The 25,487-nt window shown below is 47.8% G+C and carries 23 protein-coding genes; 14 read left to right on the top strand and 9 right to left on the bottom strand.

From position 1 onward, the window contains the following. The first annotated feature begins 160 nt into the window (after positions 1-160). On the top strand, positions 161-604 hold the full coding sequence (locus AC4IFB_RS17015) for a hypothetical protein (RefSeq protein ID WP_490780788.1): 444 nt from the start codon (positions 161-163) through the stop codon (positions 602-604). Positions 605-1,106: 502 nt separating this feature from the next. Beyond that, entirely contained in the window at positions 1,107-1,940 is an 834-nt protein-coding gene (locus AC4IFB_RS17010; RefSeq protein ID WP_490780787.1) for a heparin lyase I family protein, read from the top strand. A gap of 72 nt (positions 1,941-2,012) precedes the next feature. Here AC4IFB_RS17010 and AC4IFB_RS17005 read toward each other — a convergent pair whose 3' ends face one another. From AC4IFB_RS17005 to AC4IFB_RS16990, 4 genes are all read right to left on the bottom strand, one after another. After that, the gene (locus AC4IFB_RS17005) at positions 2,013-3,224 is read right to left on the bottom strand and encodes a GGDEF domain-containing protein (protein WP_490780786.1); all 1,212 of its coding nucleotides are present in this window, start codon (positions 3,222-3,224) and stop codon (positions 2,013-2,015) included. A 102-nt stretch (positions 3,225-3,326) separates the two neighbouring features. Beyond that, on the bottom strand, positions 3,327-4,454 hold the full coding sequence (locus AC4IFB_RS17000) for an NAD(P)/FAD-dependent oxidoreductase (RefSeq protein WP_490777884.1): 1,128 nt from the start codon (positions 4,452-4,454) through the stop codon (positions 3,327-3,329). A gap of 665 nt (positions 4,455-5,119) precedes the next feature. Beyond that, entirely contained in the window at positions 5,120-5,353 is a 234-nt protein-coding gene (locus AC4IFB_RS16995) for an ATP-binding protein (RefSeq protein ID WP_490777885.1), read from the bottom strand. A gap of 403 nt (positions 5,354-5,756) precedes the next feature. Continuing rightward, complete coding sequence (locus tag AC4IFB_RS16990) at positions 5,757-6,113, bottom strand: S24 family peptidase (RefSeq protein ID WP_490780785.1); 357 nt, start codon at positions 6,111-6,113, stop codon at positions 5,757-5,759. A 186-nt stretch (positions 6,114-6,299) separates the two neighbouring features. Between AC4IFB_RS16990 and AC4IFB_RS16985 the strand changes: the two genes are divergently transcribed. The 5 genes from AC4IFB_RS16985 (at position 6,300) to AC4IFB_RS16965 (ending at position 12,465) form a co-directional block, all read left to right on the top strand. Next, positions 6,300-8,126: an ABCB family ABC transporter ATP-binding protein/permease gene (locus AC4IFB_RS16985; RefSeq protein ID WP_490780784.1), complete on the top strand. Its 1,827-nt coding sequence runs from the start codon at positions 6,300-6,302 to the stop codon at positions 8,124-8,126. 31 nt (positions 8,127-8,157) lie between these two features. Then, the gene (locus AC4IFB_RS16980; protein ID WP_490780783.1) at positions 8,158-9,303 is read left to right on the top strand and encodes a tRNA nucleotidyltransferase/poly(A) polymerase-related protein; all 1,146 of its coding nucleotides are present in this window, start codon (positions 8,158-8,160) and stop codon (positions 9,301-9,303) included. Between the two features lie 32 nt (positions 9,304-9,335). Beyond that, a complete protein-coding gene (locus tag AC4IFB_RS16975) occupies positions 9,336-11,006 on the top strand; it encodes a histidine kinase (protein ID WP_490780782.1) in 1,671 nt (556 codons plus the stop codon). A gap of 72 nt (positions 11,007-11,078) precedes the next feature. Continuing rightward, a complete protein-coding gene (locus AC4IFB_RS16970; protein ID WP_490777931.1) occupies positions 11,079-11,723 on the top strand; it encodes a response regulator in 645 nt (214 codons plus the stop codon). Between the two features lie 277 nt (positions 11,724-12,000). Next, positions 12,001-12,465: a rhodanese-like domain-containing protein gene (locus AC4IFB_RS16965; RefSeq protein ID WP_490780781.1), complete on the top strand. Its 465-nt coding sequence runs from the start codon at positions 12,001-12,003 to the stop codon at positions 12,463-12,465. Positions 12,466-12,533: 68 nt separating this feature from the next. On the opposite strand, the gene cysG is transcribed toward AC4IFB_RS16965, so the two are convergent. After that, positions 12,534-13,958, bottom strand: a complete 1,425-nt coding sequence (gene cysG / locus AC4IFB_RS16960) for a siroheme synthase CysG (RefSeq protein WP_490780780.1) — start codon at positions 13,956-13,958, stop codon at positions 12,534-12,536. Between the two features lie 178 nt (positions 13,959-14,136). On the opposite strand from cysG, the gene AC4IFB_RS16955 reads away from it, so the two are divergent. From AC4IFB_RS16955 to dsrE2, 3 genes are all read left to right on the top strand, one after another. Then, on the top strand, positions 14,137-14,463 hold the full coding sequence (locus tag AC4IFB_RS16955; RefSeq protein ID WP_490777932.1) for a rhodanese-like domain-containing protein: 327 nt from the start codon (positions 14,137-14,139) through the stop codon (positions 14,461-14,463). A gap of 183 nt (positions 14,464-14,646) precedes the next feature. Further along, positions 14,647-14,877, top strand: coding sequence for a sulfurtransferase TusA family protein (locus AC4IFB_RS16950; RefSeq protein WP_490777892.1), 231 nt, complete (start codon positions 14,647-14,649; stop codon positions 14,875-14,877). Positions 14,878-14,927: 50 nt separating this feature from the next. After that, complete coding sequence (dsrE2, locus tag AC4IFB_RS16945; RefSeq protein ID WP_490777893.1) at positions 14,928-15,410, top strand: sulfur carrier protein DsrE2; 483 nt, start codon at positions 14,928-14,930, stop codon at positions 15,408-15,410. A gap of 213 nt (positions 15,411-15,623) precedes the next feature. On the opposite strand, the gene AC4IFB_RS16940 is transcribed toward dsrE2, so the two are convergent. Next, the gene (locus AC4IFB_RS16940; protein ID WP_490777894.1) at positions 15,624-16,901 is read right to left on the bottom strand and encodes an OmpP1/FadL family transporter; all 1,278 of its coding nucleotides are present in this window, start codon (positions 16,899-16,901) and stop codon (positions 15,624-15,626) included. A gap of 281 nt (positions 16,902-17,182) precedes the next feature. Here AC4IFB_RS16940 and AC4IFB_RS16935 point away from each other — a divergent pair, with 281 nt between their 5' ends. The 3 genes from AC4IFB_RS16935 to AC4IFB_RS16925 all read left to right on the top strand — a co-directional run bounded on the left by AC4IFB_RS16935 (position 17,183) and on the right by AC4IFB_RS16925 (position 19,714). After that, a complete protein-coding gene (locus AC4IFB_RS16935; protein ID WP_490777895.1) occupies positions 17,183-18,091 on the top strand; it encodes a selenium metabolism-associated LysR family transcriptional regulator in 909 nt (302 codons plus the stop codon). 43 nt (positions 18,092-18,134) lie between these two features. Further along, positions 18,135-18,521, top strand: coding sequence for a hypothetical protein (locus AC4IFB_RS16930; RefSeq protein WP_490777896.1), 387 nt, complete (start codon positions 18,135-18,137; stop codon positions 18,519-18,521). 122 nt (positions 18,522-18,643) lie between these two features. Next, positions 18,644-19,714, top strand: a complete 1,071-nt coding sequence (locus AC4IFB_RS16925) for an AI-2E family transporter (protein ID WP_490780779.1) — start codon at positions 18,644-18,646, stop codon at positions 19,712-19,714. A 77-nt stretch (positions 19,715-19,791) separates the two neighbouring features. On the opposite strand, the gene AC4IFB_RS16920 is transcribed toward AC4IFB_RS16925, so the two are convergent. Together AC4IFB_RS16920 and AC4IFB_RS16915 are read right to left on the bottom strand one after the other, a co-directional pair. Then, positions 19,792-19,986 carry a YgaP family membrane protein gene (locus tag AC4IFB_RS16920; protein WP_490777898.1) on the bottom strand — a complete coding sequence of 65 codons (195 nt, stop codon included), beginning with the start codon at positions 19,984-19,986 and terminating at the stop codon, positions 19,792-19,794. A 136-nt stretch (positions 19,987-20,122) separates the two neighbouring features. Further along, complete coding sequence (locus AC4IFB_RS16915) at positions 20,123-20,809, bottom strand: Crp/Fnr family transcriptional regulator (RefSeq protein WP_490780778.1); 687 nt, start codon at positions 20,807-20,809, stop codon at positions 20,123-20,125. Positions 20,810-20,982: 173 nt separating this feature from the next. Here AC4IFB_RS16915 and AC4IFB_RS16910 point away from each other — a divergent pair, with 173 nt between their 5' ends. Continuing rightward, positions 20,983-23,823, top strand: a complete 2,841-nt coding sequence (locus AC4IFB_RS16910; RefSeq protein WP_490780777.1) for a hybrid sensor histidine kinase/response regulator — start codon at positions 20,983-20,985, stop codon at positions 23,821-23,823. Positions 23,824-24,021: 198 nt separating this feature from the next. Here AC4IFB_RS16910 and AC4IFB_RS16905 read toward each other — a convergent pair whose 3' ends face one another. Next, positions 24,022-25,431, bottom strand: coding sequence for a PhoH family protein (locus AC4IFB_RS16905; RefSeq protein ID WP_490780776.1), 1,410 nt, complete (start codon positions 25,429-25,431; stop codon positions 24,022-24,024). Between the last annotated feature and the right edge of the window lie 56 nt (positions 25,432-25,487).

The raw sequence follows: 25,487 nt of genomic DNA, 5'->3' as shown, positions 1-25,487 counted from the left end.
TGCAATGGTAGGCATTCGAGTTATTCTATAGGTACAAAGTTGTTTGCTGGGAAGTTAATTTAATTCCTACGGGAATATAACCACTTGCACGATTTTAATTATCAGCTATAAGTTTTTGTAATGTAGCTGTAATAAAATCTTTAAATTGGGAGTGGTTGCTATGCATTGGATTATTGTTCTGTTTTTTGTTTTTATAGCGGGTGCATCTGCACAAGAGCACCCTGCATGCCATGATCTGCAATTAAGTGAACCTGCTTTTACCAGCAAAGAGCTGTTAACGATTGCCAGGAGTTGTTCTGCTCCTGAGGTTGCAGAGCTATACTTTAACAGGGCGCAACACATAAGACTTCTGAATCGATATATCATCTTCGAAAAGTCACTAATTAATTACGGTAACAGAGAGAGTGAGGCTTATATAGAGTCTTACAAAGTTCATATGGCTCTGGTTGAGGCCTTTTTTAGTAAGGATCTGCTAAGCGGGAATGGTGGAGTCGTGCTGGCTGAACTCAATAGAATATATGAGCAGAGTAGTGAGATAGCTGAATTGAGGTTCAAAGGCTACGATCTGATCGCTGACCGTCTTCAACAGAAGTATCAATTATAATCAACTTTGTCTTCTGGCTGCTGAGTTCAGATTGTTTGTAATAATATCCTCAGATTAATCTGTTTTTGTCACTTCTCTCCAGTAAGCATGAATATAGTCATCCCTTTTCGTTATAACAAAAGCTATAGGATAGGGTGATGTCCCTAGCGGATAAGGATAAAATAGTATGAATTACCTCTATTATGTGTTGCTGGTTGAGGATAAAGGTAGTATCTATCCCGGGGTGTAAAGCTTGTTGTTTGTGGTTGATTGATACAGTTAGTTATGCGGCACTAGTGATTTAGCGCGTATTCAATATGTAATTGTTCAAGTGGTCTTGTGAGCTGTCCTGTTTGGAGGTTCGTTGTACACTTGATGGGATGTTTATAAATATCATAGAATGGAATCCTGGGATATAGCAGGAGTGAAATAACTACAGCTTATTAGTTAACTCTAAAGTATTCTGGGATGATTAAGGAACTTAAATATGTAGTATGGTTTGGTCTAAGGGATTGAAAAATAAATGAAAAATATATGTATTTTGATATTTTTGTTATTTGTGGGAAAGGTAAGTGCAGGGCAGGCTTATATTGATAATGAAAATGCGTATCGTAGTACTGTAGATAATAATTATTACTGGATAGACGATTCAATAAATGATGAAAAATATTTGCTAAGTCATGAAAATGGGGCTTACCTCCCTATTAGATATACCTCGTTATCTAGAAATGGTCAAAGCAGTGTAAAGATACATATACCAAGTAGTAGAAATGGTATTCCGAATAGCAGTTTTGATATCAACAGATCAGAAATAGTGCTGGCTGATGGGTTGCCACTTGAAAAGCAGTACTGGGTTAAATTCTCTATTAATTTTCAATCAGAATTCCCTGATCCAGATGTTTGGCTTTGTTTTTTTCAAGTATGGCAAGAATATGCAGGTACCCCAATCATTGGTTTTTATTTAAATGACAATAGTGTATTAAGAGTAAATGTCAGAAACGATGACACCCTTACAGGTCCTGCACTTAATTTATATACTGACACTAATGAAGTAAGAAAGGGGGAGTGGATAGACTTTGTTATGTCTTTTCGTGGATCACTTGAATCGGATGGTTATTTAAAAGTATGGAGAAAATCAGCCTCTTCTACATGTTACGAAAGCATTGTTGATAGAGGCCAAATTAGTATTGGAAAATCAGTTTTACCAAATAATGAAGTGGCTCAAGAGCTGGTTGTATATCCTAAATTCGGATTGTATAGGAATGGGAGCGACTTAAATCATCAAGTATGGTTTGACGAAATAAAATACAATGAAACAGGTCCATTGTTTTTTACCTCACCACCACTTTGTCAATAAATACTATGAAATCCTGAGTAAGTCATAGTTAAGCAGGTAGGCAATCTATGACTTATTATTTGCTCCTTATATTTACTTTTTTAAAGTAACACAATTTCGACCGGCTTCTTTGGAGTGGTAGAGGGCTTCATCTGCACGCTTCAGCAAGCTGTCAGCACCGTCGTTCCGCCGATACTGGGAGACGCCAAAGCTACAGGTTACACTACCGACTGTTTCTAAAGTTGTGGTCTCAATGGTCCGACGCAATCGTTCGGCAATAATCGACGCATCGTGGGCATTTGTTTGCTTGCAGATTATAATAAACTCCTCACCGCCCCAACGGCCGATATAATCATTGCCCCGTGCAGACTTCATAAGTAACTCTGCAACCTTGCGTATGACTTGATCGCCCACTAAGTGGCCATGGCTATCGTTGTAGCTCTTAAATAGATCGATATCGAGCAGTATCAGGGAGAGCGAGGTTGTCGGCTGAGCGATTACCTCGACTAAGGCTTCGCGCATAATTTCATCAATTTTTCGTCGGTTATAGAGCTGACTCAGCATGTCGATTTCTGAAAGGGTGGCAAGCTCGCGGTTTTTTGTTGCCAGTTGTTTTTGTGTTTTGCGCAGTTGATCCAATGTGTTGCTCATCTCATGATTGCGCACCTCTAATAGTTGCTCGCTGAGTGCCCTGGCTGCGATAACCCTGAAGATATAGGCAGTGTAAACTGATAATGCAATAAATGATGATAGAAAGAGCAGTCGTAGAATAATGTTGAGACTGCTGACACGATCGCTGGTGAACTCTTCAGTGATAGTTCCCAGTTCGATGGTGTTATTGTTGATCGCCAACCAGACAATGAGCAGATAAGAGAGTGTGCTTAATGCTCCTGCAGTGAATGTAAGGCGGGGCGAAAAGCGTAAAGTGGAGAGTCCTATCCAGAGATAATAGAGCAGAAAAGCTTCTGTCTTGAAAGAGCGGAAGCTGCCGAAACTGTAGATCACTATCGATAGCAGTATGATGTCGATTGAGATGGAACTGTATTTGATCCATCTGGGTGGATTTGCCGTTCTCAGCGTATTGAAAACCAGTAACCCGTAGATGCAGCTGATCAGTGCGGACGAGATGATGGCGTTGAATGAATAGGATGGTATCTCATCCTTAATGGTGAAGGCGACCCCCAGGTAGAGCAGCGTCAGCAGCAACCTGATGTAATTGGCATACCGTTCATTTTTTTTCTCTTCCTGCAGAAGCAGTGCTTTCCATTCGCCTTTCGATACCGCAGATATGGTTTCGGTCGCCACGTAACACTCCATGTTCAAGGTATATATCAAACTCTTGTTGTCTTATTCCTGTAAAGCCAGCTGTCATTGAAATAGGGTAGGATTGCAGATCCTATAGATAGATTAGCGGTATTGGCGTAGATACCACCATTCAAAAAACCGTTTCATCCAATGAAAAATGCGCATACTTGGCATTACGATATTTCGCTTCATTGTGCGGGCAACCAACATACCACTGGTTTGACTGTCCACGATGCACACAAGCTCCACTTTAAAAGTCTCTTCAGCAGGTTTTCCCTGCCAATCGGAGATCAGGTTTTTAACTGCAGCTTCTGCTTGCAGGTCAGCCATATGAGCCTGTTTCGGCATCCAGTCCGGGCCGGGAAAGCTGCCTGAATCACCAGCCACATAAACACGTTCCATCCCTTCCACCCGGCACTGTGCATCTGCACGGATCAATCCACCAGGGGAGCGGGGAAGGTCTGTATTGTCGAACCATTGATTGCCCGTCATGCCTGGCATAAACAGAATAAGATCGGTATCGAATACACCGCCTTGGGTCTCCACGCTGGTGGCTGTGAACTTGACCATCTTATGTCCCAGATGGGTTTCGATGTCGCGCTTTTTCATCTCTCTTACCAGGCCGGTAACCGCCTTTGGGCCGAGCCGTTGGCCTGGGTTTTCTGCCGGGGTAAAGAAGATCAATTTAAAATTATCTCGTCGTTTTTCCAGTCGTAGTTGCCTGTCGATACCAAACAGGAACTCAAACATTGGGCCACCACGCATTGCACTTGGCTCTTTTGGATTGCCTGAAAAACCGATTGCTATAATGCCGCCGTCCATCTCTCTTAAACGGTGGCGAATTTTTAAGGTTGCATCGATACCTTCACAGGGTGTGATTGCGTGTTCTATACCGGGCAGTTTCTTGATAAACCGTCCACCGGAGGCGATGATCAGTCCATCATTTTCAATACTGCCCTCGCTGGTTTCCAGGCTGCGCCCATCGCTACTAAGTCCGGTTGCCAGGCCCTGTACATGTTTGACATTCATCCGCTTGAAGAAGGGACCCAAGGGGATGATCAGATCACTGGCTTCGCGGATTCCGGAAGGAATCCATATGGAGCCTGGGAGGTAGTGGAATTCTGCTTTGGGGCTGACAACAGTAATCTCTGCTGAGCTGTTTTTTGCACGTAAGGTTTTGATCGCAGTCAGAGCAGCGAAACCACTGCCAACAATTGTCACTCTCTGCATCTCCATACTCCCAATCTGTAAATGTCTGGTAAATAAACGGCCTACGAACTGGATGAATTCATTATCCAATGATAAAAAATTTATTGTTCCAGATAGAGGCGTTTAGATACCTTGAAAAGATAATCATTCTTAGGGCCTATTCGATTAGTGTTAACAGGCCCTGGTTTAATTTTATTATTAAATAACCACACTAAGTGCTCACTGTTGCTGCGTCAATAGATTCTCATCTCAAGGTGTCTATTACAAATAGAGTTTGAGGTTATTTTAGAGTGACTGCTGGACTTTTGGATGATTATCCTAATTGAAGCAGGGGTTATCAACGGGTTCATGGCTATCTGTAAAAAATAATTCAGATTACTTCTGGGGTTTGTGGTTTTTGTATGGAGACTCATTTTTTGTGAGCTGATATACACCGGCTATTTACACCCCTCCACGAGCTGTAGGGTGGGGCCATGCCCCACCAAAATGGGGATAGAAGCTCAATATTTTTTAATAATTATTAACCCGGCAAGCAAATGCAATTGTTAACCTGCTTATGGTGGGGCATGGCCCCACCCTACCTGGATAGCGAAACTTGTTTTTCGATATCATCTTGAAATTGGTGAAATATATTGATCTTCCTCCCTGAGGTATAGCTACCAATCCGCGCTAGCCAAATAGATTAATCATAAGCCGATCAGTTCGGCGTGCAGGCCTTGATACTGGGTTATGGTCAGTAGGTCTTTGCTGTTGACCCTCTCTGGATTGTATTCAAGTACAAAGAGATGGGGGCGCTTTTTATCCACATGTACAGAGACCACACCTTCCCGGTTGCGAAACGCATCTTCCAGATTCGCCAAGCCTTTGGTGTCCAGGGTTTCATCAACATGCAGAGTGACATCTGCGAGATCGATATTCATGGTTTCTCTCCTGCTTGGTGTGACGATTCACTAGGCTCTGAGTGTTACCGAACTTACCATGCGGTCCACTAGGCACAAAAATATTATTGTAACGGTTCTGTTAGCGACAAATTGGCAGGCTACCCATCAAACAGTGAACCTTAGAGTCAGGTTTACTCACTCCTCATTATGAGAATAGCCTGAATACAGGAAAAAACAGCAGGGACGCTTAATTATGCGTTGTGGCTCTTGTAAAGGGCCTGCCATTCCCTGCGAGCCACGCCTTGATCTGACGTATCGGGGCGGCTCTGAATGGTACAGAATCTATGACGAGGTAACAGTAGCGTAACTCCCGCTGATAACAGTAAAAAAGAGTGAGGCAGAGAGAAACCAAAGCGTTCTGCGATGCAACCTGAATCAGGACTCAATTGACGGGTATGGTTTTTGGCGGTGTGCCGCCAGGGACATAAGGGTGGTAGTGCTTGATTTCCCGTCCGATGTTTCGTTGAACCACAACACCGACAATCTTGTATTCACCCGCTTTCAACTCAATATCCGGATAGCCCTGGTTGAGGGCAACCAGCCGTTTATCCGATTCACTTTTCGAAATGTATTGGCGGAACCATCTTTCACCTTGGGCTTCAGCAACCACATAGGCGCCGGTGGCACAGATTTCCGAGGGTTCGATGACTATGATGCATTTTTCCGGAAATTCCGGTTGCATGCTGTCATCCAGTACCTGTAGGGGGTAGAGTTCGTTATAACTGCAATCATTACTCATGAGCTATCACACTATTTACTTCACGGTTTATTCAACTTGGCAGCACAATATATCCTGTTCAGTGGTTCAGTGCACAGCTTCATAATAACCATGCCTGATATATGGAATAGTCTATTTCACTAGATGCTGCGCGCATATCAGACTGAATTTCGATACCATGCTCGTTTTGATTCACCGCAGACCACTATGGCCCACCATATCTCATCCCAAAGTTCTGTCCATACTGATAGGCGGGATCTTCACAATCTGAAAAGCATGCTGCCATTTCTTTGGGAGTATCGGGGGCGTGCTATGTTTGCCCTGGGCTGTCTGGTATTGGCCAAACTGGCTAATGTCGGTATACCTCTGCTGCTCAAGGAGATTGTGGATGGCTTGGAAACTGGTGAGCAAACGATACTGATACTGCCCCTTTTCCTGCTGCTGGCTTATGGCGCCTTGAGGCTTGCCAGCTCCCTTTTCAATGAGTTGCGGGATGCTGTTTTTGCTCGGGTGCGGTATCGGGCAATGCGTAATCTTTCCAATCGTGTCCTGACCCATCTGCATGAACTGTCGCTACGATTCCATCTGGAGCGTAAGACGGGGGCGATCAGCCGCGATCTTGAACGGGGTACCCGCTCGGTCAGCACTATTCTGAACTACATGGTTTTCAGTATCTTACCGATGGTGGTGGAGTTTTCCCTGGTGGCAGCAGTACTGCTTACTCAATATGACATTGCCTTTAGCCTGGTAACCTTTGGCACTGTGATTATCTATGTCGGCTTTACCCTTGCGATTACAGAGTGGCGCATGGAGTATCGCCATATCATGAATCGTCTCGATTCCGAGGCCAATAGCCAGGCCTTCGACAGCTTGATCAATTACGAAACTGTTAAGTATTTCGGCAACGAAAAGCTGGAGCTTCACCGCTTCGATGAGACGCTCTCAAACTGGGAGGAGAATGCGGTAAAAAGTCAGACCTCCATGTCTCTGCTGAATTTCGGGCAAGGGGGCATCATTGCAGTCGGTGTTACCTTTATTATGATCTTCGCTGCCAAAGGGGTTGTTGATGGCACTATGACCATCGGTGACCTGGTGCTGGTCAATGCCTTCATGCTGCAACTCTTTATCCCCCTTAATTTTCTTGGCATCGTCTATCGTCAGATCAAATACTCCCTTGCCGATATGGATCTGATCTTTAAGCTTTTAGAACAAGAGCCAGAGATCACCGATGCTGAGGATGCAACCAGCTTAGTTCTGCAGGGTGGGGAAGTACGTTTTGAACAGGTCGATTTTTCCTATCAGTCAGAGCGACAGATCCTGCGCAAAGTGGACTTTACCCTGAAGGCAGCTGAGAAACTTGCGGTGGTAGGGCATAGCGGGGCGGGAAAATCGACCCTGTCGCGACTCCTGTTTAGATTCTATGACGTCACCCAAGGCGCCATCTTAATCGATGGCCAGGATATCCGTCAGGTTACACGCGAGAGCTTGCGGTCAGCAATCGGCATAGTTCCTCAGGACACTGTACTGTTCAATGAGAGCATTCTCTATAATCTTGCCTACGGTCGACCTAATGCAACCCAAGAGGAGATTGAAGAGGCTGCACGCATCGCTCAAATCTCAGAATTTATTCAGCAATTACCCGATGGCTATCAGACGATAGTCGGGGAGCGCGGGTTGAAGCTTTCCGGAGGCGAAAAACAGCGTGTCGCAATAGCAAGAGCGATGTTGAAACGACCACAGATTCTAATCTTTGATGAGGCTACCTCCTCACTCGATACCAAGACAGAACAGGCGATACAGGAGACACTGGGAGAGGTGGCTAGAAACCACACCACCCTGGTGATTGCCCACCGTCTCTCCACTGTGGTCGATGCAGATCGTATTCTGGTTATGGATCAGGGTGCCATTATCGAACAGGGTACCCACCAGCAGCTGTTGCAGCGTCAGGGGCACTACCAACAGATGTGGTTGTTGCAGCAAAAACAGCAACAGGCCAGTCTGCAGGAATCAACGACAGCAGAGGTCAGACCATGATGCCTGATTCTCTACCGATAGGGATTTGTCGATGAAAGTCTATCTGGTAGGTGGTGCAGTTCGGGATCAGCTATTGGGTCTCCCCTTTAGCGAACGGGACTGGGTGGTTGTGGGTGCTACCCCGGAAGAGATGCTTGCGAAAGGATATACTCGAGCTGATATGGATTTTCCCGTATTCCTCCATCCAGAGAGTGGTGAAGAGTACGCACTGGCAAGAGTCGAAGTAAAAACTGCTCCCGGTTATAAAGGATTTGAGCTTTCATACGGAGCTGAGATTACCCTCGAGCAGGATCTGCTTCGTCGTGATCTTACGATCAACGCTTTAGCGATGGACGATTCGGGCAATGTTATTGATCTCTGCGAGGGACAGCGTGATCTGGATGAGGGGCTGCTGCGTCATATTACCCCGGCTTTCAGTGAAGACCCATTGAGGCTGCTGCGTATTGCCCGTTTTGCAGCGAAACTGGGAGAGTGGGGATTTAGGGTTGCCCACGCAACCCATGGATTGATGAAAAAGATGGCCACTGAGTCAGAGTTACAGACGCTCTCTGCAGAGCGAGTCTGGCGGGAGATGAGCCGATCGATGAGCGAATCACAACCCTGGCGTTTTTTCGAAGTACTGCATCGTTGCGGGGCTTTGCAGGGATTGCTACCGGAAGTGGCACAGGAGATGGATAGGGATTCCGCCGGACATGGCTCTGCAGAGGTATCTCAACTGGTGTCAGGACTCAAGCGTGTTGTATCCATAAGCGATGAGTCTGCGGTCCGCAGTTCTGTGGCGCTGTTTCATAGCGCACAAAAGCAGTCTGATGCCAAGAGCTGGATAGGGTTGCGACGTATCGATAAGCAGACAGCACAAACCTTAGGTGATCTCTTGTATTTCAGTTCGCGACTCGATCTTATTGAGGGTACGGATAACCTGTTTGATCTGGTTATGGTGCTCAAACCTCGACAACAGCCAGAGCGATATCAGCGATTTCTGTTAAGTGCAGAGGCTCTCTGGCCCGCCATAATGGAGAATTTGAATGCCCGACTGGATCATGCAGTGCAGGTTGTGCTGGAGCCGGTGCCTGAGGAGATCAGTCAGTCGGGGTTGAAGGGGCAAGCGTTGGGTGATGCGATTCGTGCCTGGCGACTGGCCTATCTGCAACAGAAGTTAAACGGGTTGGATAACTGACCGGATTTTCAGGTTCGTGATAGAGTCACGATATGCAAGCGGAACAGAAAACAACTTCTAATGAATCTCTCTCTACGCCAGGGATGACTCAGGGCCCCCTGCACAGGTGGCTGACCTGGCTGGAGAGTATCATTGATCGCAAGCACTGGCCGAGTCTGCGAATCTTGTTTACCGGTAATCTGCTGTTGCCTATCCTTTTTCTGGGGCTGAGCCTGTTGGTCAGTTTAAGCTCAATTCTGATGCTGATTGGTGAATCAGGCGGCCGGTCTTCTCTACAGGTTGTGTTGCTGCTTGGGATTTCGCTGGCGCTCTTCTCCATGGTGTTGGTGATGATTCGTCTGCGCAGTCAACTTCTGCGACCGCTCTCATCGCTGGAGCAGACGGTGAATCAGGTCTGTCAGGGTGAGCCTGTCTCCAGTAAAAAGACCTTTGAACCGAGTGGTGTGTTGAGCGGTATGGCTCGTGATATAGACAGTCTGAGCGAAGAGTTGACCGATATCTATGAAGATATGGAGGTCAGGGTGGCACGTCAGACTCTGCGTCTGGCGCAGAAGACAACATCCCTGCAGGTACTCTACGATGTGGCGGCCGGTATCAATCAATCGGAAAACCTGGATGAACTGCTACTACAGTACATGGAGGTTTTTAAACGCATGGTTAACGCCCGCTCAGCTACGGTACATCTTGTTCTGCCGGACGATAAGGTACGTCAGGTTGGATGTATCGATCTGGAAGGCAAGCTCTATAACGGTCAGGAATTGTTACCTATAAAGCTATGTCAGTGCGGTATCGCCCTCTCTCCGGGGGATATCCTCTGTAGCCAGAATCCCCGGCTCTGCACCCATCGTAATGGCAGACGGATGTTCAGCGTAGATGAGGTGGAGCGGGTTTCAGTACCGATGTGGTATCACGGCGATGTGCTGGGTTTCTACCACCTCTATGTGGACAAGCCTGGTATCTATGATGGGCGTGAAGATGTACTGGATATACTGAATACTATCGGCAGTCATCTGGGTATGGCAGTTGCCAAACAGAGATCAGACTCCGAAGCCCGGCGTCTATCGATTGTTGAAGAGCGAACATCACTAGCACATGAGCTGCACGATTCCCTCGCTCAGACCCTGGCGAGTTTGCGTTTTCAGGTACGTATGCTGGAGGAGACACTGCAAAATGAGCCAGTGTCTGAGATGGCTGAGCAGGAGGCGAAGCGTATCCATAATGGCCTGGATGAGGCCCATGATGAATTGCGGGAACTGATCAATAGTTTTCGAGCTCCTATGGATCAGCGCGGTCTGGTTCCCGCATTGAGCAAGCTGGTAGAGCGTTTTGACCAGGAGACAGGTATCTCGGCTTTCTTTCAGCCGGACTGCCATATTACCGATCTGGACACCTCACAAGAGATGCAGGCATTGCGGATTGTCCAGGAATCTTTGGCCAATATCCGTAAACATGCGAATGCCCATACGGTCAGAGTCCTGCTACGTTGTCGTGGGCCGGGACAATATCTTATCCTGGTGGAAGACGATGGCGTCGGCTTTGAAGGGGCGGCTCCGCAAGGTAACCCAGGTGAACATATCGGTCTGTCGATCATGGAGGAGCGTGCCCGACGTGTGGGTGGCGAGCTGTCGATAGAGAGTGAGCCTGGAGAAGGGACCCGGGTTGAGCTGGTGATTCGCACTACCAATAATCCGGTAACCATATAGATTATGGCTGAAACTAATCTATTTGGTCGCCGGGTCAATAAACCGAAGCGAGTCTACAAAGGTGACTTAAACATGCGGGTACTGGTGATAGATGATCATGCTCTGTTTCGTATCGGCCTTCAGGAACTCCTGGAGCGTCGTGGAATCGATGTGATAGCAATAGGTGATTGCCTGAAAGGTATTGAAACTGTGGCTCATGAGCGACCTGATGTAGTGCTACTGGATATGCGTATGCCCGACATGACCGGCACTGAAGTGTTGTGCGTTCTGCGTAAGCACTATCCGGAAATGCCAATCAGCATGCTGACAACCAGCAGAGAGGAGGCAGATGTTATCGACGCGCTGCAGAATGGTGCCCAGGGGTATCTGCTTAAAGACATGGAACCCGATGAACTGATTGATGCCCTGCAGCAGATAACCAAGGGGCAGACGGTAGTCGCCAAAGAGCTGACCGGAATTCTTGCCAAAGCAGTGCAGGGGGAGCAGCCCAGCAGTAGTACCCTGGCCTCTTCACTCGATGAACTGACACCCCGTGAGCGGGAAATTTTGTGCCACCTGGCAGATGGTCAGAGCAATAAAGTTATTGCGCGTAACCTGGGGATCTCTGATGGCACTGTAAAGCTCCATGTAAAAGCTATCCTGCGTAAACTTGAGGTTCACTCTAGAGTCGAAGCGGCAGTGATCGCTGTGGAACAGAACCTATGTTCCAGAGGTTAGGGCCTGTTAACACTAATCGAATCGGCCCTGTTGCCCCTGAAAAAGCGCCAAACAAGGCGCGAGGAGAGAGGTTTTGATCACTCCAAATGAACGACGAGCAACGCCGAGTGGCGTTTTTTCAGGGGTAACCCGAAGGGCTGAGGCTATTTTTCCGCCCAGCGGCGTTATCATTCGCCTATGTAAAATGACAACACCTCACTCATTCTGCCTTGCTGGACGAAAAAATAGTCTCAGCAGGGCCGATTCGATTAGTGTTAACAGGCCCTAGGTTGAGTAGATGAAAAATTTTTTAAACCTGATAAGCGATTGTCTAGGGGATGTTGAAGAGATCATGCCCTGGATTCTTGAAGAGCGATTGCAGGAAAATCCTGAGCTGCTTGTTGTGGATGTAAGGGAACCCTATGAATATGCGGCGATGCATATCGAGAACTCGATACATGCACCGAGGGGTATTCTCGAATCTGCTTGTGAATGGGACTATGAAGAGACTATTCCTGAGCTGGTAAAAGCTCGGCAGAAGGAGGTGGTCGTGGTTTGTCGCTCGGGTTATCGAAGTGTGCTGGCAGCCTTTTCCATGAAGATGCTGGGTTATGAAAACGTGGCCTCCCTGAAAACCGGCCTGCGCGGCTGGAATGACTTCGAACAGCCGATGGTGGACAAGGATGGTCAACCGGTCGATATTGATGACGCTGACGACTATTTTACGCCGAAACTAAGAGAAGATCAGCTCACTCCCAAATAGTCTGCCGGGTAACGTGTGGCTCTGCTGCACCCCATCGCAGATTCTCGGTGCAGCAGTGACCAGCGAGACTAAAAATCCACCGGTGACGTGGCTCCCTGCTTTGAATGGGGAGGTGCCTCAAACCAGGAGAGTTTCTCCTGCAACTCAACCACATGGCCGACAATGATCAGGGTTGGTGGTTTAGGTCGTTCCTGTTCAACGATCTGCAGAATATTATCCAGGGTGCCGGTGAAGACACGTTGCAGATGCGTGGTGCCTTGTTGAATCAGGGCAATCGGCATATCACCGGCTACCCCATGGCTTTGCAGTTCCCGACAGATAACCGGTAGTCCTACCAGGCCCATATAGAAAACCAGTGTCTGACTCGGTTGAGCCAACATATCCCAATTAAGGTTCATGCTGCCATCTTTGAGATGACCGGTCACGAAGGTGACCGATTGGGCATAATCTCTATGGGTCAGGGGAATGCCTGAGTAGGAGGCGCAACCGGAGGCAGCGGTAATACCAGGTACAACCTGAAAAGGCACCCCTTCTGCCGCCAGGGTATCGATCTCTTCACCACCGCGGCCGAAGATAAAGGGATCACCCCCTTTCAGACGCAACACCCGCTTGCCCTGCTTGGCGAGTTCTGCCAGCAGCTTGTTGATCTCCTCCTGTCGCATGGCATGCTTGTCACGCTCCTTGCCGACATAGACATGTTCAGCATCATGGCGCGTCATCTCAAGAATTGGTTTTGCCACCAGGCGGTCATAGACCACAACATCGGCCTGCTGCATCAGCCTCAGGGCGCGAAAGGTCAGCAGGTCAGGATCCCCCGGACCTGCACCGACCAGATAGACCTCTCCCATATCCTGATCCAGTTTGGGATTTGACAGCAGCCGTTCCATCAACTGGTCGGCCTCATCATCATCTCCGGAAAAGACTCTCTCGGCGACCCCACCCTCGAGTACCCGATCCCAGAATAGACGCCTATCTTCAGGCTGACTGAAATGGTCTTTAACCCGTTGGCGAAAACGATTGCACAGATTAGCCAGTCGACCATATCCAGCAGGAATCAGGGACTCAAGCCGGGAACGAATCAATCGTGCCAATACCGGGGAGGCGCCACCGGTGGAGACAGCAGCCACTACCGGAGAACGGTCGATAATTGATGGCACGATAAAGCTGCACAGAGAGGGCTGATCAACCACATTCACCGGAATACGTCGCTGATTGGCAAGATTGGCAATCTGCTGGTTCAAGCTCGGGTCATTGGTGGCAGCGATGATCAGATGTTGCTCACTAATATCCTCATCATGGAAAGCTCTTTGCACATGATTTAGACGTCCCATATCACGCCACCCCGTCAGGTTTTGCGTCAATTCTGGGCTTATGAGTACTACATCAGCACCGGATTTGAGCAGCAATGCAGTTTTTCTTTCAGCAACTGCACCGCCTCCTATGACGAGGCATGTTTTGTTTTTGATGTCGAGGAATATTGGGAAAAAGTCCATAAAAGACAACCGGATAGTAAATTATTAGACTAAAGTACTAGTGTGATACACCACACTAGCATGAGTTAATCACTTTGCAAAAGCCAGGTTATTTCGTGTTAAACAAACTTGCAATATTTAAACACATTAATATACTAATTAACCCTGTTTTTTGAGATATTAAGGCTGCTCGAACGTGATGATAAAGGAAATAGACGCTTCTGATCTTGAGGTCCGCATCGCCGAAGGCGGTGATTTTCTGCTTTTGGATATACGGAGTGCAGGTGAATTAGCCCAGGGTGTACTACCTGACGCGGAGCATATCCCAATGCATCTTATTCCGGTGCGTATCGCGGAGTTGCCCAAAGACAAAGATGTCATTCTCTACTGCCATAGTGGTGCGCGCTCCTACCATGCCTGCGCCTACCTGGCACAACAGGGGTTTACCAACGCAATCAATCTGCGTGGAGGAATACTGGGCTGGGCAAGGTCGGGATATCGTCTCGAAGCCAAGCTGGCAAGCTAGATGCTGCGGTTCAGGAATGATTTTACACAGACAGGTCTGAAATGATTGAGGCTTGTCTGAATATAGGTTTTTTAGAGCTGACTGATGCTTGCGTTTATAGATCGCTTGGCATATAAATGTCCGTCTAATTTTTCCATAAAAACTAAATACACATACAATTTAACAAATGCTGGAGGTCATACCATGGCAGATTTTGATCAAGAACTGGACGCAAGCGGACTCAACTGTCCTCTGCCGATTCTGCGTGCGAAAAAAACCCTGAATGGTATGGAATCTGGACAAGTCCTGCACATTATTGCAACAGATCCTGGTTCAGTTAAGGATTTCGAGGCTTTTGCCAATCAGACCGGTAACGAACTGATGGAATCCAAGGAAGTCGGCGGCAAGTTTGAATTCCTCATCAAAAAGGCCTGATTAGCTATCAGCGACCCAAACCCGATAGGGACTTTTTTGGAGACAAAGCGATGTCAGACGAAAAGAAGTTAGCGATTATTGCAACAAAAGGCTCTCTTGATTGGGCTTATCCGCCCTTTATATTGGCCTCAACCGCTGCAGCACTGGGTTACGAAACTGAGATCTTCTTCACCTTCTACGGATTACAGCTGTTGAAGAAGGATCTGGATCTTGAGGTTACCCCACTTGGTAATCCCGGTATGCCCATGCCTATGGGTATGGATAAGTGGTTTCCTGTGGTTGGACTGACGCTGCCAGGCATGCAGGGCATGATGACCAGCATGATGAAGAAAAAGATGGCCTCCAAAGGTGTGGCCGATCTTGCTGAACTGCGGGAACTTTGCCAGGAAGCCGAGGTGAAACTGATCGCCTGTCAAATGACAGTGGATCTGTTCGAAATGAATACTTCCGAATTCATTGATGGTATCGAATATGCCGGTGCCGCAAGATTCTTTGAATTCGCGGGTACAAGTGATATCTGCCTTTACATCTAACCCTTAGTAATTGCAGTCACGGCGCCGCCCCACAAGGGCGGCGTTTTTTTTGGACTATAGAAAAAGATCATCCGCAGATTTGATTGAGAAGGGTGCGGCCCTGCCGCCGCACCCTGTCAGAAGTCAGATGGATAGAAACAACTCAATAGCGGCTGTTACTCATCCCTCTGCGAAGCCTAAAACAGATCCGCACTGGATCCATTCAGGGATTGCTTACATGAAGGTTTTGGTGACGCCTAATCCAAACAGGTGAACACTGGAGTCATAGGTACCATTCACTGCAGTGGTTCCGTTCAGCTCTTGTCCAGCCACTGCTGCTTGATCGCTTTCAATGGTGCGTTCATCGAATTGGACATACATATAGCCGACGTCGAATGTCCAACCATCACTAATGGTGTGGCCTACACCCAGACTGAAGAGCTGGCGATCAGCATCAGGGACTCGGGGGCTGAAATACTCATCTTTTTGCGGCGTTTCATCGTAGGTGTAGCCAATTCTTAATTGCGTTGCCTGGGTGAAGTCATAGGTTACGCCAAGGCGATAAGCACTGGCATTTTCGAAGTTATTGACGCTTGTGAAGATAGTGGAACCATACTTATCACTCTTGACGTCAAGGGTATCGAATTTATTCCAGCCTGTGCGGGTGTAGTCAAACTCGATTCCAAGTTTCTCGGTTGCTTCGTATCTTGCTCCGACTTGCAGGCGCCAGGGCAGCTCGAGGGTTGCGGTTACATCATCACCTACGCTGGCCGGTATTACGCCGGCTTGATCATCCAGAGTACCTTCGACCTTGATTTTTGAGCTTGAGTGATAGCTTGCACCAAAACTCCAGCTGTCGAGTACCAGCATACCGCCAAGATTGAAACCTACACTGCTCCCGTCACCCTCAAGATTGAACCCAGGGTAGTTACTGCCATCGTTGAGAACACTGTTAAATTCCACTGTTTTCATCCAGTAGTAGTCAATGCCGACCGCCAGGGAGGCCTGGTCACTCAGTTTGTAAGAGGCGCTTGGGCTGAATGCCGCAATTTCCAGAAGGGTCTTTGTGGGGATGAAGGATCCCATTGGGTATTGATCGCTGAAAGTTTCGGTATCCCACTCGCTCTCGAGTCCGAAAGGGGCATTGATAGCAATGCCAATGCCCCACTCCTCATTCAAGGTGCTATGCGCTGTGATAGCTGGTGCCGCCACAAGATCATTGCCATCGCTGTCTACTGTTCCTGAGCCAGTGTCTGCGGTGAGGTCAGGTTGAATCAGCAGTGTTCCTAGGGATACTGAACTACCTTCATGGAAAGAGATCGCTGCCGGGTTATAGGCAATTGCACCCAGGACTTCAGAGTTGGCAACCAAGGCATTGGATGTGGCCAGGCCCGCTATGCTTAATTCCGGGACTGCGAAGCCAGAAGCCTGAACAGTTGAGTTAGCCATTAAAAGGGCTGAGCTACAGGCCAGTCCAAGTTTAGTGGCCTTGAATTTGAGTTTATGGTGCATGCGGATCCTCCACCTTTCTGTTGTTATTCTCCAGAACTATCCTATCTCATTTTTTCTTAGTTCGGATTTAGTTCTGGTGCGTTTTTAGTCCTAACCAGACCATTCTTCATCCATCTGCAAGTCCAGTCAATGTGAAATGAGTTTAGAGATATTAGATAAAACTACCACAACATGGCTCAGGTAAAAACGGAAAAGTTGATCAACGCTCCCTCTGTGTTGCTGTTTGTGGTATAAAAAGGGTTTATCCATACAAAGAACAACTGATCGGAATTCATATACCCATGGCGGATAGAAGATTACAGGTTTTTCATACAGTTGCACGTCTTTTGAGCTTCACTAAAGCGGCTGAGACCCTGCATATGACCCAGCCGGCAGTAACGTTTCAAGTTCGTCAACTTGAAGAGTATTTCAATACACGTCTATTTGACAGAACCCACAATCGTATCAGTCTGACTGAAGCGGGTGATCGGGTATTCGGTTATGCAGATCGAATTTTCGATCTGTATGCGGATATGGAGAACTCGGTGAGGGAGATGACCGGAGAGATCCGGGGGGCGCTGACGATTGGCGCGAGTACCACCATCGCTGAATATATGCTGCCATCCCTGCTAGGAGATTTCGGAACCCGATATCCAGAAGTGACGATACATTTAAGGGTTTCAAACTCTGAAGGGATTGTCTCTATGGTAGAAAACAACAACATCGATCTAGGTGTTGTGGAAGCACCGGTTGGCAACAAGAATTTAGTGGTTGAGGTTTGTCGTAAAGACCAATTGGTGGCGATTGTGCCTCCGAATCACGATTTGTCGAATCTGGAATCGGTAAAGATCGAGCAGCTGCTTGAGTATCCCTTTATCTGCCGTGAAGAGGGGTCTGGTACTCGGGAAGTAATCAATGAGTATCTGGAAAATCACAGTTCTGATTCAACCTTGAACATCTACATGGAGTTGGGTAGTCCAGAAGCTGTCAAGGGTGCTGTAGAGGCAGGAATGGGTGTCTCGGTGGTCTCCAGGGCTACCATACAGAAAGAGTTGAAACTGGATACCCTTAGAGCGATTAATCTGGTCCCCGCATTGGAGAGACCCTTCTCTTTCGTACATCAGAAGCAGAAGTTTCGTTTGCGTGCCATGGAAGAGCTGCTTGAATTCGCGAGAGGCTACTGTGTTGATCATGCCAAAGAGAATTTTTAGCAATAATATGCGAAGTACTCATCAATACAGGACCCTACACTAGGTGCATTTTGTACCCAAACAGCAGAAGCTCGATTCTGAGCAACAGGCGTTGTTGAATCTCTTTACCCAGTTAGCCCCTGGAGACCGAGCTACACTGATCGCCTTTGCTGAGTTTCTCTCCGGGCGTCAGGAGTTAGGCAACAGTGTTGAAGAAGAGGCGACGCCACTTGAGCCGAAATTGGTGGAACGCCCTGCAAAAGAGTCGGTAGTCAAGGCGATAAAAAGGCTTTCAGCCAGTTATTTCATGCTTCAACGAGACAAATTATTGGATGAGACCTCATCGTTGATGATGTCTCACATTATGCAGGGTAGGGATGCCTTAGAGGTTATTGAGGAACTGGAAGCTCTGTTTGATAAGCACTATCAAGATTATCGAAATAATTTTTAAGCCACTTGACGACTTGATCAGAGGCTTCCTAACCAGATCATCTGTGAATTCTGGGCGTTATATGCCTATCCATAGGCAGATGCGCAGCTGAACACAACCTAATACCGCGTCGGGTTAATAACATGCAGGTCATCACCAACTGGTTCAAACGCTATTTCTCTGATCCTCAGATCATTTTTCTGACCCTTTTTCTGATCTTTTTTTTCGGTATTGTAATAACCATGGGGAATATGCTTGCCCCGGTCCTGGCAAGTATCGTTGTCGCCTATCTCCTGGAGGGTGTCGTCACCCATCTGGAGCGTCGTTCCTGGCCCAGGCTGTTATCGGTGATACTGGTATTTATTCTGTTTCTGCTCTTCGTTGCCCTGATCATGCTTGGGCTCCTGCCGCTGTTATCGCGTCAGGTCACAGATTTTCTTCAGCAATTGCCAAGTATGATCTCCCTTGGTCAACAGGCATTGATGCAATTACCAGAACGCTACCCGGATCTGATACCTCAGGATCAGGTGGATCAACTGATTCTACAGATACGCAATGAGATCGCCTCTTTTGCCCAGCAGGCAGTTACCTGGTCTCTGGCATCTGTGGTTGGCGTCATCACTCTGGTGGTCTATCTGATTCTGATGCCCTTGTTGGTGTTTTTCTTCCTGAAAGATAAAAAGCTGATTATTGACTGGTTTGTCTCCTATCTGCCCAGCCACCGCCGCTTCTCTGTGACTGTCTGGAAAGATGTCGATATACAGATCGCCAACTATGTGCGAGGGAAGTTCTGGGAAATCGTTATCGTCTGGTCATTCAGTTTTGTGGCGTTTACTTTTTTGGGGCTGAACTATGCACTGCTGCTCGCGGTGTTGGTCGGGTTATCGGTAATTATTCCCTATATCGGCGCCGCAGTAGTGACTATACCGGTGTTATTTATCGCCTGGTTTCAATGGGGGTGGTCATCAGACTTCGCCTGGCTTGCAGCGACCTATTTCGTTATCCAGGCCTTGGATGGGAACGTTTTGGTACCACTGCTTTTCTCTGAAGTGGTTAATCTCCACCCTGTCGCGATCATAGTTGCGATTCTTGTGTTTGGTGGTTTCTGGGGTTTTTGGGGGGTGTTTTTTGCTATTCCTCTGGCAACACTGGTGCAGGCGGTGCTTGCTGCCTGGCCCAGGGATGTGGGTGAGGAGGTTGAAGTTTCGAACTGAGCCCCTGTCTCACTCATCAGAGGAGACAGGTTAATAGTGGCACACGGCCCCTAACCCAGTTGAAGCTGAAAGTAAGCTCAGGAGGCTTTTTTGGTGTTGATTCCAAACAGTGTCCAGAGTGGGCAGAAGGAGACCAGGCCTGTGACCAGAGGAACAGCGCCAATAGCCCCTAACCAGTTGATTGGGTCACTGAGCAGAAAGCCCCATGCAAGAATGGCCAGTCCGCCAACAATCCTGAGAATTCGTTCAATACCGCCTACATTTTGAGTCATGCTATTTCTCCTGAGTTATTCGATTAAACCACCAAGCTGCCAACGAGTTCAGATTTCCGTTGTGCTGGTAGAGGTCAAAGCAGAGGATAAGCCCTGATCCAGTAAATGTATGTGACTAAGTCACACAGCACTTGGTTTATTGAGTTTCACTACTTTTTTCGTAGAGGCTGTCTCTGTTGCAGATTTTTATCACACCTCTGGCTGTGGAGATCATTTGCTGCTGCTCGAGGTCTTTAAGAATGCGACTGACCACCTCTCTGGAAGTTCCGAGGTCTGAGGCTATTACCTGATGTGTGGTTTCGATAGATCCATCAATGGTATCAGCTCTCTGTATCAGGTAGCTGGCCAAGCGGCGGTCAACACGGCGGAAAGCAATCTCCTCAACCACCCCAATGACTTCACTTAAGCGACTGCTGATAAGATTGAAAAGATAGTTTCTCCAGGCGGGCGTGTCATCAGTCCAACGTATCACATCAGCCGTACTGATCAGCACTGCTTCAATTGGCTCTTCAGTTATCGCATAGGCAGGAAAGGGCTCGTCGTTGATGATACAGGAGGCAGTCAGGATGCAGCTTTCACCCGGGCCGATTCGGTATAATGTGATTTCTCTACCGCTGTCACTGATTTTATAGACCCTCGCCACTCCCGAGATGACCAGTGCGAGATGACTGCATTGGGTGCCCTGATGGCAAATTGGTTGTGATGGGGGCAACTCTATCTTGTTAACACGATCGAAAAAGCGTTGTACGAAGTCACTATCTGCGCTCTGCAGGAAATGGAATTGTTCGATAATTCGGGAAATTGTGTTGGCGTCGGTAATCAAAGCAACCTCAGAAAACTGCTGAACATTTGGAGCGAAATAGTGCTGTTCAAAGTGCCTCTAATACAAAATAAAGGCAATTTTACTTCGGGTAAAGTAACTGAAGATGAGACACTTGTATTCATGATGTGCTAATTTACTATATATTTGTGATCTAAGGCTCTTAAGTTACCCGCATGTCAGATCCAGACGCAGAAGCGATAAAAATCAAAAAAGAACGAATTCGCCTGTTATATGCCAATGGCATTACACTCATTATTGCGAATTTAATCGCTGGAGTGCTCTTTTTCTATCTCAACAAAGTCTGGGAGTTCAACCTGGGTATTGTCTGGGGAGGACTGCTTGCAGTTGTGTTGCTGGGACAAACGACACTGACGTTGTTTTCCAGGCAAAGTCAGCTTGAAAATTTGCAGTTCTGGCGTTACGCCATGCTTCCTGGGGTTCTTTTGCTTGGCTTGTTATGGGCTGCAGCGTTGGTGCACCTACTATTCAATCCAGAATCAACCAACTATCTGGTCATCGATCTGGTTTTGATCGGTACTGTTTTCCTGCTGACTGCCCTGCTACTCACTATTGATACCTTCTTCAGCATAGTTTTCGTGCTGTCGGCAACACTTCTGATAGTACTGGTGCTGAATGGCGATAAAGAGGGGGTCAGTGAAGAGTTCCTCGCCGGGTTGATTGCTTATGCTCTTGCGTTACTGATTCTCTCTGCATGGATGACGGTATATCAGCAGGGCTACCTGTTGATGGCCGCAAATCGGGTGTTGTTACATGAGCGTATGGTTGCTTCGGAAACAGAATTGAGTGAGATGAGGAGTCGCTTGATTCAGGAAAACGATCAGCGTCAGTCCGTTGAGCAGGAGCTGTTTCTAGCCAAGGAGGAGGCAGAAGGTGCGAACCTGGCCAAATCTGAGTTTTTGGCCACCATGAGTCATGAAATCCGAACACCTTTGAATGGCATTCTGCCAATCCTCGAAATGTTGCTTGAGACCAAGCTGAATCGGGAGCAGAAACAGTTTGTCGGCACAGCGCTCAATTCATCACAGCTATTGCTCAGCATCATTAACGATATTCTCGACTTCTCAAAGATTGAAGCGGGTAAACTCGATTTGGAATTTATTGAGCTCAATCTGGTAAATACCATTGAGCAGGTAACCTCCTTGATGAAGAACGCTGCTGATCGACGCAATTTAAAACTCAACTATCGAATCGAACGGGGTGTACCGAAAACCGTAAGGGGTGATCCCATGCGCTTGCGTCAGATTCTCACTAATCTGGTAAGCAACGCAATTAAGTTTACCGAGCACGGTGAGGTCACGGTTGAATTGTCTAATCGTCAAACCTCCCGTACAGAGGTTGAACTGATGTTCGCGGTACGTGATACGGGGATTGGAATGACCCAGGAACAGGTAGAGCGTCTGTTCGAACCCTTTTCACAGGCAGATGCATCAACCACGCGCAAGCATGGTGGAACCGGTTTGGGTCTGGTGATCTGCAAAAGACTGACTGAGTTGATGGGGGGTAAGATCGGGGTCAAATCTACGCCGAATCAAGGCTCTTTTTTCTGGTTTATCCTGCCAATGAGAAAATCTCTACAAGAGATGCCTTCTGGAAGACGGAATCTGCAGGATATTCGCACCCTGCTGGTTGCTGATACACAAATTCAAGAGGCCCGGCAGTTGTTCTATACCCTTAAGGAAGAGGGGATGATGGTGGAACAGACTGTGGATCAATACGATGCTCTCCATAAACTCAAATCTTCAGCAAACCTAGGCGTGAGCTGGCGTTATGAGCTGATTGTGTTCGATGCTTCACTAACCAGTATTAATCTGGCCCAAACCATCAATTCGGCGAGAGAAGTGGCGCATATGCGCGATGTCATGATTCTGGCCGTGAACGTGCCGTATGAAGCCTCTACGACCTACGAGGCCTTGGGTGTCGAGTGTCTAACTGCCAACACGACCGGCAAAGAGATCAAACAACGGTTAAATCGAATATTCGATGTTGAGCAGACCTCTGGGGTGACAACTATGCCGGAAGAGGTACCGATTCCACGTATGCCGGACGACCATTTCAATTGGCTGGATAGTCAACTTGAACCACAGCAAGAACCTGGTGCCATTCGGGAAGATGATGCTAAGCAGGATCAGTCTCATACCAGGTTGGCAGGGCGGGTGCTGGTGGTTGAAGATAATCCAGTCAATCAGGCAGTTGTGAAGAAAATGCTGGAGAAGGCTGGTCTCTCTCCAATAACCTCAAATGATGGTATCGAAGCTATTCAAGCGATGAGCGAAGAGCAGTTCGACGTGGTACTGATGGATTGCCAGATGCCCAGAATGGATGGATATGAAACCACAGAGGCAATTCGGGATCGGGAGCAGAAGCAGGGGTTGATGCGTACCCCGGTTATTGCCATGACAGCAAATGCCATGGCTGGGGATCGGGAGCGCTGCCTGGCAGTGGGTATGGACGATTATCTGTCAAAGCCGGTAAAACCGGCCCAGCTCGAAAATATGCTGCGTCAGTGGTTGCCGATGGAAGAGATGATAAGTGAGGGCAGTGATGCTAGTCTAACAGAGCCTGTTCAAGAAACTGAAGAAGGGGCAGAAATTGATTTATCGAGTGAGGATTTGCTGCATGTTGGAGATACGGGCATGTCATCTGGTGGCATGATTGATCGTAACGTATTAGAAGAGCTATACGAAATCATGGAAGAGGATTTCGTCTCTGTGCTTGAGAGTTATCTTAAGAGCGCACCTGGGCTGATGCTTGGAATTCGTGACGCCGTAAAGGCCGGTGATATGGATGGATTGGTTAAATCGGCCCATCCCCTGAAATCGAGCAGCGCAAATGTTGGCGCTATGGAGCTTTCCATCCTCGCCAGAGACCTTGAGTTCAAAGGCAGACAGGGGGATACCGGCGGCTTAATCGCCAGTTATAACCAGACAGCAGAGATCTATAGACGCTCTATCAGCGAACTTAAGAGTATTGTGGATAGGGGAAGTATCCACTGAATGGTGCGTAGACCCAAGCACATCAAGAGATTCAGATAGTGTTATTTCTGCATGGCTGGTGTGAATTTGAGGCAACTTGATTCAATTTTCCAACTTCTCTGGTGGAGTATGGCCCCATCCTACGGCTCGCGAAGGGCTATGGCAGCATTGGAGCCTTTCAGCCATCAGGAACCGATTTATCTATGTCTCAGGGGCTCCTTAAAGGTTAGCTGATGCATAATCGGCCAATCGAGAACGCTCTCCACGCTGCAAGGTGATATGGCCACTGTGAGGCCAGTTCTTAAAACGATCCACTGCATAGGTCAGACCGGAGGTGGTCTCAGTCAGGTAGGGGGTGTCGATTTGCGCGACATTCCCCAGGCAGACGATCTTAGTACCTGGTCCTGCACGGGTGATCAAGGTTTTCATCTGCTTGGGTGTGAGGTTTTGAGCCTCATCCAGGATGATGAATTTGTTGAGAAAGGTTCTGCCTCGCATGAAGTTGAGGGAGTGGATTCGAATACGGCTGCGCAGCAGGTCTTCTGTTGCAGCGCGACCCCATTCACCACCTTCGGTCTGGGTGAGTACCTCAAGGTTATCCATCAATGCCCCCATCCAGGGAGTCATTTTTTCTTCCTCGGTGCCGGGTAGAAAACCGATATCCTCACCAACGGGAACAGTGACTCTGGTCATGATGATTTCACGATAGATGTTGAGATCAAGTGTCTGTACCAATCCGGCGGCCAGTGTTAACAGGGTTTTACCTGTGCCGGCTGTACCTAAAAGTGATACAAAGTCGAGGTTCGGATCGAGCAATAGATTCAGCGCATAATTTTGCTCTTGATTGCGTGCGGTGATGCCCCAAACAGCATGTTTGGGATTACTGTAGTCCTCAGCCAGCTCAATGACGGCGCTACTATCCTGCTGCTCCCTGACAATTGCCTGAAATCCCTCATCGCCCTTTAAGTAAAGGCACTGACTCGGATACCAGGATTGAGTATCGGGTCCAGTGACACGATAAAAAGTTCTACCCTCCTCCTGCCATGATTCAAGCTCTTTTGTATGCTGCTCCCAGAAATCAGGTTCAACCTCATCGAGTCCGCTGTAGAGCAGATTGACGTCTTCCAACACCTGATCATTGCTATAGTCCTCAGCCCGGATTCCGAGTACGGTGGCTTTAATGCGTAGATTGATATCCTTGGATACCAGTACGATACTTTTTTCAGGGTATTCCGATTGAAGATCGAGCGCTGTGGCGAGTATGTTGTTGTCAGGGGTGTTGCCCGGTAACGAGAGTGGCAGATCCTTGGTGACTGGTTTGGTTTGAAACAATAGGTGTCCAGAAATTGCATCACTGGTGCCATTCAGCTGCAGGGTGTTCAAGGGTAATCCCTGGCTGATTGTCTCCTGGGAGGCGTGTCCCATCAGTTCGTCGAGAAAACGACTGGTCTGGCGAACGTTCCTTGCCACTTCTGACATGCCCTTCTTGCCCTTATCAAGCTCTTCAAGTACCACCATGGGAAGAAAGATATCGTGCTCTTTGAAGCGAAAGAGGGCGGTCGGATCATGCATCAATACATTGGTATCAAGGACAAACAAGCGTGGTTTATTGGTTTGGGATTCTGACATGCTCGGTCTCAATTCTCAGGCAGGCGATGAGCTTCATTGGCATGAAACTCAATACA

This window comes from Candidatus Thiodiazotropha sp. AKIB8 (genome assembly GCF_058244675.1).
This window is presented reverse-complemented; position numbering and strand designations above follow the sequence as displayed.

Coding starts and splice junctions, on each gene's coding strand:
- AC4IFB_RS16995 (WP_490777885.1), bottom strand. CDS start 5,353: ATGAATATCGATCTCGCAGATGTCACTCTGCATGTTGATGAAACCCTG.
- AC4IFB_RS16980 (WP_490780783.1), top strand. CDS start 8,158: ATGAAAGTCTATCTGGTAGGTGGTGCAGTTCGGGATCAGCTATTGGGT.
- AC4IFB_RS16905 (WP_490780776.1), bottom strand. CDS start 25,431: ATGTCAGAATCCCAAACCAATAAACCACGCTTGTTTGTCCTTGATACC.
- AC4IFB_RS17010 (WP_490780787.1), top strand. CDS start 1,107: ATGAAAAATATATGTATTTTGATATTTTTGTTATTTGTGGGAAAGGTA.
- AC4IFB_RS16955 (WP_490777932.1), top strand. CDS start 14,137: ATGATAAAGGAAATAGACGCTTCTGATCTTGAGGTCCGCATCGCCGAA.
- AC4IFB_RS16925 (WP_490780779.1), top strand. CDS start 18,644: ATGCAGGTCATCACCAACTGGTTCAAACGCTATTTCTCTGATCCTCAG.
- AC4IFB_RS16965 (WP_490780781.1), top strand. CDS start 12,001: ATGAAAAATTTTTTAAACCTGATAAGCGATTGTCTAGGGGATGTTGAA.
- AC4IFB_RS16975 (WP_490780782.1), top strand. CDS start 9,336: ATGCAAGCGGAACAGAAAACAACTTCTAATGAATCTCTCTCTACGCCA.
- AC4IFB_RS16935 (WP_490777895.1), top strand. CDS start 17,183: ATGGCGGATAGAAGATTACAGGTTTTTCATACAGTTGCACGTCTTTTG.
- AC4IFB_RS16985 (WP_490780784.1), top strand. CDS start 6,300: ATGGCCCACCATATCTCATCCCAAAGTTCTGTCCATACTGATAGGCGG.
- AC4IFB_RS17000 (WP_490777884.1), bottom strand. CDS start 4,454: ATGCAGAGAGTGACAATTGTTGGCAGTGGTTTCGCTGCTCTGACTGCG.
- dsrE2 (WP_490777893.1), top strand. CDS start 14,928: ATGTCAGACGAAAAGAAGTTAGCGATTATTGCAACAAAAGGCTCTCTT.
- AC4IFB_RS17015 (WP_490780788.1), top strand. CDS start 161: ATGCATTGGATTATTGTTCTGTTTTTTGTTTTTATAGCGGGTGCATCT.
- AC4IFB_RS16920 (WP_490777898.1), bottom strand. CDS start 19,986: ATGACTCAAAATGTAGGCGGTATTGAACGAATTCTCAGGATTGTTGGC.
- AC4IFB_RS16940 (WP_490777894.1), bottom strand. CDS start 16,901: ATGCACCATAAACTCAAATTCAAGGCCACTAAACTTGGACTGGCCTGT.
- AC4IFB_RS16990 (WP_490780785.1), bottom strand. CDS start 6,113: ATGAGTAATGATTGCAGTTATAACGAACTCTACCCCCTACAGGTACTG.
- cysG (WP_490780780.1), bottom strand. CDS start 13,958: ATGGACTTTTTCCCAATATTCCTCGACATCAAAAACAAAACATGCCTC.
- AC4IFB_RS16910 (WP_490780777.1), top strand. CDS start 20,983: ATGTCAGATCCAGACGCAGAAGCGATAAAAATCAAAAAAGAACGAATT.
- AC4IFB_RS16950 (WP_490777892.1), top strand. CDS start 14,647: ATGGCAGATTTTGATCAAGAACTGGACGCAAGCGGACTCAACTGTCCT.
- AC4IFB_RS16970 (WP_490777931.1), top strand. CDS start 11,079: ATGCGGGTACTGGTGATAGATGATCATGCTCTGTTTCGTATCGGCCTT.